The 14,249-nt window shown below is 60.4% G+C and carries 2 protein-coding genes; one reads left to right on the top strand and one right to left on the bottom strand.

All coding sequences use genetic code 11. The features are described 5' to 3' along the window. Positions 1-144: 144 nt before the first annotated feature. Complete coding sequence (locus AC2FFH_RS19085; protein ID WP_496725038.1) at positions 145-267, bottom strand: hypothetical protein; 123 nt, start codon at positions 265-267, stop codon at positions 145-147. A 770-nt stretch (positions 268-1,037) separates the two neighbouring features. Between AC2FFH_RS19085 and AC2FFH_RS19080 the strand changes: the two genes are divergently transcribed. Next, entirely contained in the window at positions 1,038-14,240 is a 13,203-nt protein-coding gene (locus tag AC2FFH_RS19080) for a hypothetical protein (RefSeq protein WP_496845095.1), read from the top strand. The last annotated feature ends 9 nt before the right edge of the window (positions 14,241-14,249 follow it).

Below are 14,249 nucleotides of genomic sequence, written 5' to 3'. Positions count from 1 at the left end.
TACGTTCAGCGTCAAGTTTCCGAGCGAAGAATATGACCTGTTTTCATAATAGTCGTGCCTCCAGTTGTTGATCTGGGTTTGCGCGCCATCTATCGGCAATAGCCATGTCGCGTCCTCGTCTGACTAGGCGGGCAAAACGCCTGCCTATTCCTCACGTCCCGCTACGATCAATCCCCTGGACCGCAGAAGTTCGGTCAATGGTCCGTCTTCCAGACCAACATCCAGAATCTCGTAGTTTTCCAGTGCCGTAGCATCGGCATTACCCATCCGGCCGAGAGTCAGGGCCGGAGTGCGGGTTTCAAGCTGTATATCACCTTAGGCCAGCGCAACGCTCCAGCCTGATCGATCACGCGCCAAAGCCGGTAATTGCGTTCGGAGGGATTCATAACAACTTCATTATTCAAGACATCGCAAGGGCGCGCTGGTTACGCGTAGTATCATCTCTTCTACTTCACGCAGGCTCGAATTGAAGCAAAAAAGAGAGCCACACCGTGTGAGTGTTGTCCTAACGAGGCAATCGATAGCGCAAGTAGCAGACTAACGAAAAATTCATCGAAGTCATCAATGCACAATTGCCAACATGTGCAACTAAACGACGGTCAGCGTGACGGCACCGACCGAGTTGCCCTGCTGATTTCTTAGAGTGAATCTCCGTCGTGAATTGTGTCAGAAAGGGGTTTTTGCGTGCAAAACACTTCCGATAAATTTTTAGTAATGATTTGAGACTCAATGTTGCATTTTGGCAATGAGCGCGGAGTAACTCCAACAGAGCGAATTTAATTCGAATTATCGCCTTAATCTTGTGTTTATTTTATTCCGATATGTGATGGGGAAATTCGAATTGTAGGTTGCCGTTCTGCGCGAACGCGGTTTGCCCCCATGTGTTGTGACTAAGTCGTATGTGGGGTGCAAGGGTGTCCAAGAAGTCAAGTTTGCTGCTGGCTGTTTCTTTTTATACTTTAATTTCAACACCTTTATTCGCAGCGCCCACGGCAGACTCGAAAGTAGGCGACACGGTGGCCAACCCGGTGACAGGTATGGATACCACTGTCAGCGCACTGATTGTCGACCCGGCCTCGACGCCCACAGCCGGAACAACAGCATTTGTAGAGACAGCAGATGGATACGTTTTCCTAGTCAAAGATGCCGGGGACACAATCTACAATTCCGACAATCCTCCGCTAGCATTCGAAATTGTATCCATTTCAGGAACAACGGCTCAAATTAGCAATTCCGGAGCATCCGGTACGGCCGGTTTGTCCACTCAATTGACGCTGTCGCAGTACAATAGCAATTTCAACAGCTCTGGGACTCCAGGTGCGGTGACACCACCTGAAGATGTGTCGGGACCGAACGGCGTGAACCAAGTTGTCTATGGTCAGGATGGGAGCAATGGCCGTGACGGCGCGTTGGTTGTACCGCCTAGCTCAGGCGGCAATGGCGCAACTGGTCCGACGCAAACAAAGACCCTTAGCAGTGATGTCAACGCCACCAGCAACATAGGGTGGCAGGTCGGCAGCGTCGGCGGCGATGGTGGCAATGGTGGTGACTCCTACCTGAGCTTCTGGGACGGACGCGATGGCGGCGATGGCGGCAAGGGCGGCACCGTCAACGCAACACAGTCCAGCAGCAGCACAATCCAAACCTCGGGCAGTGGCAATTACGGCATTTTCGCATTCAGTCGAAGTGGCGAGGCTGGGAATGGCGGCAGCGGGTTCGCCGCCCCCGGCGGTGGTACTGGCGGGCATTCAGCGGATGGCGGCAATGTGACCGTCACGCAGAGAGGTGAGATTTCGACGTCCGGAGATTCCGCCGATGGTATCTATGCCCTGAGCGTTTCGAACAATGGTGGCAACGGCGGCGCGCAGTGGGGCCTGGTAGGATCTTCAGGTGACGGCGGCTATGGCGGAAGCGGCGGAGCTGTGACAGTCAATACCACATCAACCGGCAGCATTCTGACAAGCGGCGACTATGCGAACGGGATTTATGCACAGTCGATTGGGGGTTCGGGTGGGTCCGCAGGGACCAGCGGCAACCTATTGGTGTCCTTGATCGGCGGTGCCGACAACGGCGGTAACGGCGGGACGGTCACGGTTTCCCATGCTGGCGCCATTGAGACACAGGGAGACTTTTCGCGCGGGATTGTGGCGCAGTCCATTGGCGGCGGCGGTGGGTCTGGCGGAACAGGTGGTGGCCTGGTTTCGCTGTCTCTGGGCGGGGTCGGATCGAATGGTGGCAGCGGCAGCGCCGTTAGCGTGACGGTTCAGGGCAGCGGCAGCATTCTGACCTCAGGCAAAGGTGCCGATGGGGTCATGGCGCAATCTATTGGCGGCAGTGGTGGCACGGGTGCGAACTCATACGGGTTGGTCGCAATCGGTGGCACCGGGTCAAGAGGAGGCACAGGAGCTGCAGTAAGCGTCAGTAACTACGGACAAATCCAGACCGGGGGCGACGGCGCGCGCGGAATCATCGCTCAGTCGATTGGCGGCGGTGGCGGCGACGGTGGCTCGTCCGCAGGAATGGTATCCGTTGGCGGAAACGGCAGCGGCGGTGGCGCTGGATCAACTGTGACCATCGTCAATGACGGGATCATTACCACGACCGGAGACGATGCGATGGGCATTCTGGCCCAGTCCATCGGCGGTGGTGGCGGCAATGGCGGTTCTTCCGGAGCGGTCGGCGCATTCGTGGGCGTTGCCATCGGCGGCGATGGCGGGTCCGGAGGCAAGGGCGGCGACGTGAACGTCACATTGTCGAACACCGACAGCAGTCAGCCATCTGCAATTCAAACCTCAGGCGATCGCTCCACTGGTGTGTTCGCACAATCCGTCGGCGGCGGTGGCGGCAATGGCGGCGGCGCTGTTTCAGTAGCGGTCGGTGCCTTTGGAGCGGCTTCGGTCTCGGTTGGTGGCTCGGCCGGCAGTGGCGGCGACGGCGGCGATGTGTCAATCAGCGGCAGCGGGTCTGCATCTGTGCAGACCGGTGGCGACGATGCAATTGGCGTCATGCTGCAATCCGTTGGCGGCGGAGGCGGCAATGGTGGATATGCGGTTTCTGTTGCAGTGTCTGGCGGCCCGGTTTCGGGCTCTTTGGCAGTTGGTGTCGGCGGCGATGGTAGCACGGGTGGCAAAGGCGGCACGGTCACGGTCGGCCAGTTTGGCGGCAGTGGCTCTCCGACGGCTGCGGGGTTTGAAGGCACCGTTGTCACAACCGGCAACCGCTCGACCGGTATGCTGTTTCAATCCGTTGGCGGCGGTGGTGGTAATGGCGGCTTGGCTGTGGCGGCAACCGGTGGTGCCTCGGCGCTGTTTTCCGGCAATGTCTCTGTTGGTATCGGCGGTGAGGCTGGCAGTGGCGGCGACGGCGGCGATGTGCAGGTCTATACCAAGGCTGACATCACAACGACGGGAACCAGTTCGAGTGCTTTGATCGCACAGTCCGTTGGCGGCGGCGGCGGCAATGGCGGTGGCAGTATTGCAGCCGGTGTCAGCGCAAGCGGCGTGGCGGCAATTGGGATCAACGTGGGTGTTGGCGGAGATGGCGGCGGTGCCGGGATCGGCGGCGACGTCACCCTGATTGCAGGCGGGACAAACATCGAAACCAGGGGAGCATTTTCCAGCGGTGTTGTCGCACAGTCCGTGGGTGGCGGCGGCGGCAATGGCGGCTACAGCGTCGGCGCGAGCGCCGATATTGGCGGGGCGGCAGCTGGGTCTGTCAGTGTGGGCCTTGGCGGCAAAGCCGGCGGTGGCGGTGACGGCGGCGCAGTAACCGCACAGGTTGACGCAAACGTCACAACGCGGGGCGATGACTCTGGTGCTGTTGTATTTCAGTCCATCGGCGGCGGTGGCGGCAATGGCGGCTTCAGTGTCGCCGCGGGTCTGGCCGCAGGCGGAGCCGGTGCAGGAACCGTTGGTGTCGGGCTTGGCGGCGAAGGCGGCAGCGGCGGTATCGGCGGCAGCGTGACCGGTGTTCTTGTCAACGGTGATGTCCGCACCGAAGGTCTGCGCTCGACAGGTGTTGTGATCCAGTCCATCGGCGGTGGCGGTGGTAACGGCGGTTTCAACGTGACGGCCGGTGTGGCCGCTGGCGGTGCAGGCGCTGGTTCGATTGGTGTCGGACTTGGCGGAGGCGGTGCAACAGGTGGCAATGGCGGCATTGTTGAAGGACAGGTCGTGGGCAACGTGACCACGCTTTCCGACAATTCCAGCGGTGTCGTATTCCAATCTATCGGCGGCGGTGGCGGCAATGGCGGTTTCAACGTAACCGCCGGGGTAGCCGGTGCAGGCGCTGGTGGCGGCGCGGTTACGGTTGGCTTGGGCGGCGACGCGTCCGGCGGTGGGATCGGTCGTTCAGTGACTGGTCGGGTTACCGGAACTGTCAGCACGACTGGTGCGGATTCGACAGCGGTTCTGGCGCAATCCGTCGGCGGCGGCGGCGGTAATGGAGGCTTTAATGTCAGCGCCTCACTCGCGGGCGCGGGTGTGGGCAGCGGTGCCGTTTCAGTTGGGCTGGGCGGCAGCGGCGGCACAGGTGCAACCGGTGGCACGGTAAATCTGACAACCACGGATGCAATCGTAACGGCTGGGGACAGGTCGTCCGGCGTAGTCGCTCAGTCCATTGGCGGCGGCGGCGGCAATGGCGGCTTCAACGTCTCGGGCACAGGCGCAGGCGCCGGTGTCGGGTCCGGTGCAGTTAGCGTGGGGCTTGGCGGCGACGGAGCTGGAGGCGGCGATGGCGGCGCGGTCACTCTGACCTCCGGCGGGACAATCCTGACTCAGGGCGACTCGGCGACGGCGTTTCTGGCCCAATCCATCGGCGGCGGCGGCGGCAATGGCGGGTTCAACGTCAGTGCTTCGGTCCAGGGATCTGGCGTTGGCGGGGGCGGAGTTTCGGTTGGCCTTGGCGGCGATGGTGCTGGCGGGGGAGATGGCAACACCGTCATCGCAACTTCGAACAATTCGGTCGAAACCCGTGGTGATCAGTCCTCGGGCGTAGTGGCGCAATCCATCGGCGGCGGCGGCGGCAATGGCGGGTTCAATGTTTCTCCGGTTCTGTCAGGTGCAGGAACTGGTAGCGGAGCCGTCAGCGTCGGGCTCGGCGGGTCAGGCGACACTGGCGGCAATGGCGGCAACGTGACACTGACGTCGAACGGTACCATTCTGACCGACGGCTTTGCCTCTGGCGGTTTTGTGGCGCAGTCCCTTGGCGGTGGCGGCGGTAACGGCGGCTTTAACGTCTCGCCAACCCTGTCAGGTGCAGGCGTCGGAGCGGGTTCAGTTTCGGTTGGGCTAGGAGGTTCAGGCGGCGGCGGCGGCGACGGCAGCCTGGTAACCGCGAGCACAACGGCCAACGTAGTGACCAAGGGAGATGCTTCAGTTGGTATTCTGGCACAGTCCGTTGGTGGCGGCGGCGGCAATGGTGGCTTTAACATTTCACCTGCCTTGGCAGGTGCGGGCACCGGGTCAGGCGCGATCAGTGTCGGACTGGGCGGGTCTGGCGGTAGCGGCGGCACCGGCGGTGTCGTTGGTCTGACCGTTGCGAACAGTGTGCAAACCGAAGGCGCGCAATCGAGCGCGGTTGTTGCCCAATCCATCGGCGGCGGCGGCGGTAACGGCGGCTTCAATGTCTCGGCTTCAGTTGGCGGCGCGGGCACAGGTTCTGGCGCAGCAGCCGTTGGGCTAGGTGGTCGGGGAACCGGCGGCGGCGATGCCTCAGCGGTAACCGCAAACGTGACCGGGAACCTTGTGACGTTGGGCGAAACCTCGACCGGTTTGCTGGCGCAGTCCGTCGGCGGCGGAGGTGGTAATGGCGGAATGAACATCTCAGTCGCGGTTGCCGCGGCAGGTACGGGATCGGGTGGCGCATCCGTTGGTCTGGGCGGCGCATCTGGAACGGGCGGCGACGGAGGAACGGCTGAGGCCTCTTTGAACGGCAACGTTTCGACGCAAGGGGACGAGTCCGGCGGTTTCATAGTTCAAAGCCTTGGCGGCGGTGGCGGCAACGGCGGCATGAACGTCTCTGCCACAGTCACGGTTGCCGGAACCGGCAGCGGTGGTGCGTCTGTCGGGCTTGGCGGCAGCGGGGGTAGTGGCGGTGATGCCAATACGGCCGACGGCACGGTTGTGGGTGATGTCACAACGGCCGGCGACAATTCGGGCGGTGTTTTGGTCCAGTCCGCCGCGGGCGGCGGTGGTAACGGAGGGCTGAATGTCTCTGCGGCCATGAATATTTCGGGCACCGGCGGCGGCGCTATTGGCGTTGGTATCGGTGGATCCGGCGGTGACGGCGGTAATGCAAGTGCGGCCACTGGTTCGGTAACCGGCGACGTTACCACCAGCGGTGAAAACGCAACCGGCGTTCTGGTTCAGTCTGTTGGCGGAGGCGGTGGCAATGGCGGCGTCAACATCTCGGGTGCGCTCAGCATTGCGCGCACAGGGTCCGGTGCTGCAGGAATCGGAGTGGGCGGCTTTGGCGGTAGCGGCGGTACCAGTGGGGCCGTCGACAATACGTTCTCGGGCAATGTCAGCACTTCGGGCACACGCTCGGCTGGTATTATTGCCCAAAGCCTCGGCGGCGGCGGCGGCAACGGTGCCACGAATATTTCCGGCGCGATTTCGGTGGCCAGCAACTATTCAGGCGGTCTCGGGATTGGTGTTGGTGGCTTTGGTGGCGACGGTGGTGATGCAAACAATGTAACGCAACAAGTTACCGGCAGTGTTGTAACAACAGGAGACGACTCGGTCGGGATTCTGACACAAAGCCTTGGCGGCGGCGGCGGCAATGGTGGCACTAACATCTCGGCCGCGTTGTCCCTGTCTCGGTCGGCCAATGCGGCCGTGGGTATCGGCGTAGGCGGCTTTGGTGGCGGCGGCGCAAATGCCGGTGCCCTGGTTCAGTCGACTGTTACGGGCGGTGTTGGCACCGTCGGCGATCGCAGCACAGGTATTCTGACACAGAGCCTCGGTGGCGGTGGCGGCAATGGCGGCACGAATATCTCGGCCTCGTTGGGCATTAGTCAGGAAAATGGCGGCTCGGTCAGTCTGGGCGTGGGTGGCTTCGGGGGCGGGGCCGGTAACGCCGGTGACGTGATCAGCACCCTGCGGTCCAGCACGGATAGCAGTGGCACAACCTCGGTGGTCACAATAGGGGCGGACAGTATCGGTGTCATGGCGCAATCCGTTGGCGGCGGCGGCGGCAATGGCGGCCTCAACGTCTCGGGTGCCGTTAATCTGACAGGTAAATCCGGTGCGGCGGTGACTTTGGGCCTTGGCGGTTTTGGCGGCGGCGGCGGCGATGCCGGGGCGGTAACACTGGATGTGGAAAGTGATGTAGTCACGGCTGGCGACGGGTCACATGGCGTATTTGCACAGAGCCTCGGTGGTGGTGGCGGCACAGGCGGCGTGAATATTTCGGGCTCTCTGGCGCTGACAAAGCCCTCGGGGTCGGACACAATCTTTTCGGTCGCGGCTGGTGTTGGCGGCTTTGGCGGATCGGGTGGCGATGCCAGCAATGTTGATCTGGACTACACCGGCAATGTTCAGGCCGTTCCGATGGTCAGGCAACCCGACGGCACATTTGCCGTCGACCAAAGCAAAGGCGCCAGCGGTATTATCGCGCAATCGCTGGGCGGTGGCGGTGGCAATGGCGGCACCAATGTCTCCGGCGGTATCGCGATCAGCGGCAAGCCAGGTGCGGGCCAAACGGACAGCAGCAAGTCCTATGCGGTGGTCGTGGGCGTCGGTGGGTTCGGCGGCGGCGGCGGTGATGCCGGGAATGTCGATGTGAATATCGGCGCAGGCAGCACGATCAGGGCGCACGGAACCGGCCAATCCGGTCTGTTGGCCCAATCCCTTGGCGGCGGTGGCGGCAATGGCGGCCTGAATGTGTCGGGTGGTATCGTATCCGACAGCTCGTTGATTGTTGGTGTTGGGGGTTTCGCCGGTGACGGCGGCAAGGCAGGAGACGTCACGGTCACGTCGCAGGCTGACATCACAGTCACAACCAACCCGGACGATATCTCTATTCCCGATACGACAACATTTGAAGACAAGCTGCGCGATTTCCTCGGCGACACGATTGTCGACGACACCGAAGAGCTGGCCTCGTCCTTCGGGCTCGAACGTTTGTTCATCGATATGGGAGTTTTTAACGAGGAAAAACCAGATACCGATGGTTCAGCTGGACTGATGGCACAATCCATTGGCGGCGGGGGTGGTAACGGCGGTCTGAACGTTTCGGGCGGTATTGCGCTGAGCAAAGATGGCAAGATCCCTTCGGTTACCTTTGGCGTCGGCGGCTTTGGCGGCGACGGCAATGTTTCGGGTGATGTGACCGTCGGCCATACCGGCACCGTTTCGGTGGCAGGTAACTGGAAGCACGGTGTTTTGGCACAGTCCATCGCTGGCGGTGGTGGTAACGGCGCATTGAACGTGACCGGACAGCTGAACTATGGCGACTCTAACAACTCCGACGGTAAAACCGATCTGAGCATTGTGGGCGGTCTGGGTGGCCACGGCGGTACCGGCGCGGATGCTGGTGATGTTTCAGTTACGCAATCTGGAAACATTTCGACAAATGGCTATCACGCGCGCGGTGTCTTTGCCCAAAGCATAGGCGGCGGCGGCGGCACCGGTGGGATTAATGCGACCTTCGTCGGCACGAAAGACAGCTCGCCAATTGCTATGGGTATCGGCGGCTTTGGCGGTGGCGGCGGCGATGCAGGCGATGTCACGGTTGCGCGTGGATCCGCGGCTGCGGCTGCGGGTACCATCACGACTGACGGTGCCGGTTCGCACGGGATCGAAGCCTCAAGCATTGGCGGCGGCGGCGGTGATGCCGGTATCAACGCGGTTGTGGGCATCAGTAAAACCACCGGAAGCAAGAGCAATGGCGGAACCGGCGATTCAACTGACCGGAAAACGCCCACCAACACGGGCGTCGATGACTCGGTAATTGCCAACTACAACGCCGTTCTCGATGAGTTGGAGGGCAAGGTGAACCCTGCCGACTCCTCCGGCAATAAAACCGGCGTGTCGGCTGTTATCGCCATAGGCGGTGATGCTGGAACGGCCGGGGACGGCGGCACCGTGGATATCGATCACTATGGTGACATCGTTACGCTGCAGGACGGCAGCCACGGGGTCTTTGGTCAATCCATTGGTGGAGGCGGCGGCAACGCGGCTTTGAACCTTGGTATGACGTACGAACTGGCCTCAGACGCGACCAACAAGGGCTTTGGCCTGGCTGTCGGTGGCGGTACGGGTGAGGGCGGTATCGGCGGTTCGGTCGATGTTCGCAATACCGGGGACATCACGACCAGCGGCGCGGACTCTCATGGCCTTTTTGCCCAATCCGTTGGCGGCGGCGGCGGCAATGCGGGCTACAACTCTGCCTCGACATCTGTAGATGGCGGCAACGTGAATATTCAAATCGGTCGGACCGGTGGTACCGGCGGAAGCGGTGGCGATGTCTATGCAAGCTCGAATGGCATCGTCCGCACTGCTGGTAACCGTTCATACGGCTTCTTCGCCCAGTCCATCGGTAACGGCGGCGGCAATTCGTCCTCGACATCAGTCAGCATAGGTACGCCCAAGACCGGCGACAGCAAGGGCAACAAAGCCAGCTTGTCAGTCGGGCTTGAAGGAGGCACTGGTGGCGAAGCGGGCGATGTGACAACAGTTGTCGCCCGAACAGTCGTTACTGAGGGGACGGATGCTCACGCCGTGTTTGCCCAGTCCGTTGGTGGTGGCGGTGGCAATGGTGGCAAGGCCAGCAATTCAGCCGGTAAGGGTACGTCTGTTGCGCTTTCCATTGGCGGCACAGGAGGCACAGGTGGTGTAGGCGGCAAAGTCGACGTGTCCAACACCGCGCGAATTGCGACTTTCGGTGATCGTTCCGTCGGTTTGATGGCGCAATCTATCGGTGGCGCGGGTGGCACCGGCGGCATGGTTCAGGCGGGTCAATCGAACCTCGACACCATCAAAGCCGTGGTCAATCCGTCGACGGTCGGCACGACAATTTCGGTTAACATCGGCGGCACAGGCGGCGACGGCATGACTTCGGACACCGTGACCGTAGTCAGCGATGGGATCATCACGACCGAGGGCACGATGGCTCATGGCATCTTCGCTCAATCCGTTGGCGGCGGTGGCGGTATGGGTGGTTTGGTTGAAAACCGCATCATCAGCTTGCGCAAAGACATCGGGAACACAGCGACGCTGTCCATTGGTGGCACTGGCGGAACCGGAGCAGTGTCTGCAGCGGTTTCCGTCACAAATCGGGACCTAATCCAGACGACGGGCGACAAGTCCATTGGCATCTACGCGCAGTCCGTCGGCGGTGGGGGTGGCGATGCGCAACAGGTGCGCAACATCATTCTGGGCCGGTCCTCGGACGGAGCAACGACAAATGCCATTCTGATTGGTGGCACGGGTGGCACTGGCGGGTCTGGCAGCACCGTAACTGTCGTCAATGAAGCTGATGCCACTATCCGCACCACCGGTAAGGAGAGCCATGGCATCCTTGCGCAGTCCGTCGGTGGCGGCGGCGGCAATGGTGGCTCTACGATCTCGGTCGACGGGCGCTATGGCGGGGCTGAGGCCAGCACGCGGCGGGCACTACAATTCGGTCTTGGCGGATCGGGTGGTACTGGGGGCACGGGCGGCAACGTCTTGGTGACCAACGCAGGGACGATCGTGACAACTGGTGAAGCCGCGCATGGTATCTTCGCCCAATCCATCGGTGGTGGTGGTGGCAATGGTGGAAGTTCGATCACTGGGACGCTGCGACTGAAGACGGGCGACAGCAGTTCTCCGACCGCGCAGTTGAATATTGGCGGTTCCGGAGGCAGCGGCAACATCGCCGGTAACGTGGTCGTAACAAACAGCGGTGACATCCGCGTTGATGGCGCGGGTGCATACGGCATCATGGCGCAATCCGTTGGCGGCGGTGGCGGCAATGGCGGGTTGGCTGTTGCGATGGATGTAAATGACCTCAAGAACACCATGACGGGCAAATCTTATTCGAAGATCGCCATCGGCGGATCGGGCGGGGACGGCTCAGATGGCGGAGACGTCACAGTCAACCATACAGGCGCGATTGTCGTGAATGCAGAAAACGGGTTTGGCATCTTTGCGCAATCTGTTGGAGGCGGCGGCGGAAATGCCGGATATTCGGTGTCATCCCCTCTTGTCTCGGCGCTGGACTACACGGTTTCGCAATTGCTTGGTGCGCGTGAGGGTGCCAATGGGTCCGTTGGAACCGTTACCGTCAATTCGACCGGGGACATTCTTGTGAATGGGACAGGTAGCGAGGCTATTTTCGCTCAGTCCGTGAATGGCGGTGGTGGTAATTCCGAAACATCAGTCGATTTCACAACCGAAACTGCCAGCGCTGGAGGAACCGGCACTTCCTATATCAGCGACATCTCTTTGGGTGGCGATGAAGTTTCAGACATGGCTGGCAGTCAGGTCGCGCAATCACATACAGGCAATATCGCGACGACAAGCGACCGCTCGACCGGCTTGATGCTGCAGAGCGTTGGCGGTGGTGGTGGTATATCAGCGAACAACGTCAATGTTCAGGACGGTGACGGTATCGACATCACCGCACGTCTGGGTGCGATTAACACGGATGACGCCAGTGGCGGCGACGTGACCGGCAGCCGGACCGGAGATGTGGGCACAGACGGCGCATTTTCCTCGGCGGGTGCAGCGCAGTCTATCGGAGGCGGCGGTGGTAAGCTTGTGCTGAACAGCGCTGGCACCGCGAATACAAACAAAGCTGCTTCGGTGATCCTGGGTTCCGACCCAAGTTTCCGCAATGACGGCGGTGATATCGACCTCTCTCTGGACGGAGACATTACCACTACGGGTGATCGGTCATTTGGTCAGAGTGTTCAAAGCATTGGTGCGGGTGGCGGTGAGGTCGTTGTTGCTGGACTAGGACGTTTGGATGTAACTTTGGGTGCACAAGACGATTCAACCGGTGACGGCGGAACTGTTGGTCTTACTAATATCGGGGGCATCACCACCAGCGGCTCTGGGTCTCATGGTTTCGTAATCCAAAGCATAGGCGGCGGCGGCGGTCTTGTCTCTACAGATTTGGATGCAAGCCAAATCACAGTGAATCTCTCGCCTGCTAATGGTGGTAACGGTGGCGACATTACGTTCACCCAAAACGGTAATATCGTCACCACCGGTGAAAACGCGATTGGTGTTGTGGCGCAGTCACTGGGCGGTGGTGGTGGCATGGTGGATTCGGCTTTCCGTGGATCTGCGGGTGGTGCTGGGGCCGGTGGCACCATCGACATGGCGCTGAATGGCAATATCCTGTCCGTGGGCGAAGGCGGCATCGGCGTTCTGGCCCAATCCGAAGGGCGCGACGGAGCGGGTGCAATCACGCTTGGCTTCGATGGCGTCGTCATGGGCGGGACCGGGCAAGCAGACGCAATTGCATCAATCGTTGTGGACGGCGGCGCGAACAACGCGCTGACTTTGTCCAAGGACACAGTGCTTCTCGCCGGGAATAACCAGTTGGTGAACGGCGGAAACGGCAATGAACAGATTTCGTTGGCGGGTAAGGCACTGGGCAATCTGGACCTTGGCGCGGGTACCAACGGTCTGACCGTCGAGGAACAGGGCGCCTTTTATGCGCTGGACACGATCAATCTGGGCGCTTCTGGGTTGATGCAAGTGAATGGCGACTTTGTTTTAGGGGCGAACTGGGGTCTGAATACGGACATGACGCCGACTGTTAAGTCGGGTGACTTTGTCTTTACCGGTAACGTCAGCCAGACCACGAACCTGACGGGAAGCCTAGCCTTTGGTGCGACGGCATCCTCGACCTTCGACGTATATTACCTCACCACGGGTGCATCGGGTGGCAATAGCGATCTGGTTAATGTCAGCGGTGACGCCACAATGGGCGGCACACTGACACCACGGCTCAATACGCTTCAACGGGCGTTACCTCTAGTCATCGTCGACCCGAATGGGACAGCTGCGGATGCGGGCACGACGATTCAGGACACAGTAGTGTTGGATTACTCGATTGGCTTGAACGGCTCGACATCGGACGGCAGTTCGATTGATCTGGTGATAACTCCGGACTATTCGACCGCGAACATGAACGCGAACGAGGCGGCCGTTGGTGACTACATCAACCAGGTGCTGAATGGGCAGGGCTCCGCTGCGCAAGGTGAGTTGTTCGCCCTGATCGGGAACATGACCTCCGAAGCTGATGTCATCGCGGCAATCGGTGCATTCACTGTGGCCGACTACGCTGCGGATGCAGTTGATGCCTACTACGGCACCCGGGTATTCGCAAACGCACTGCATAACTGCGAGCGGTTTACCGATTACCAAGCCGGAGACGATCCACGCAATTGTGTCTGGTTCTCCGGAGGAAGGTCTTTCTACGACCGCGAGCAGACTGGTATCTACGATGAGTTGGACATCAACAATACCAACCTGTCTGCCGGTGTCCGTTTGCCGGTTGGGGATGAGCTCTATGCCGGTTTCGCGTTGGGTTACGACCAAATAAGCCTGCGGAATGGTTCGCAGTACAATGCGACCGGTGACCGGTTCAATCTGGGTGCTTCGCTGACCAAATACACCGGCCCGTGGGAGTTCGCGGCCATGCTGTCAGCCGGCTGGTCAGACTATGACTCCGACCGGTCCGGTGGGATCAGTGGTGTGCTGCCCAACGGAAACGTGGTTAACACCGTTGGCGTCAGTTCGATCAAGCACAAGATGAACCAGCAGAACCTGCGGTTGAGTTTTGCCTATGATCACAGATTTGCCGGTGGCAGTTCTTATCTGCGACCCGAGATCGCTGTTGACGCCACCCGTCTGGCGACAGAAAGCAACGGTGATGCAACTCTTTCGGGGATCGTCCTGCAGGATGATAGCGAGATGATCTACTCCCTGACCCCATCGCTTGAGATCGGGACAGAACAGATTCTCAGCGCCTCTCAAAAGCTACGCGTAAGCTTCCGCGCCGGCGCCATCATCTCGTCGAACGACACAGTATCAGTAAGCGCCGGTTTTGCAGGTGCAAGCGCAGCTGATGGTGGGTTTACGAATACCAGCTTTATCGGAGACGCCCATGGGCTGGTTTCGGCGCGATTGGGGCTGTATGCGTTGGATGACAGCAGCTTTATCAATCTGAGCCTGGACCATATGTTCGGGGACTCAACCAAGGCTCTCCAGGTTGGTCTGGGCCTTGGGGTACAATTTTGAGCAATGAGG

The sequence above is a fragment of the Ruegeria sp. YTSC003 genome, from assembly GCF_059609785.1.
The sequence above is the reverse complement of the archived record's forward strand: the minus strand, read 5'-3'. Positions and strand labels throughout refer to the sequence as shown.

Bases quoted from the DNA above. Each gene is read 5' to 3' on its own strand.
- AC2FFH_RS19080 (WP_496845095.1), top strand. From the start codon at position 1,038: ATGGATACCACTGTCAGCGCACTGATTGTCGACCCGGCCTCGACGCCC.
- AC2FFH_RS19085 (WP_496725038.1), bottom strand. From the start codon at position 267: ATGGGTAATGCCGATGCTACGGCACTGGAAAACTACGAGATTCTGGAT.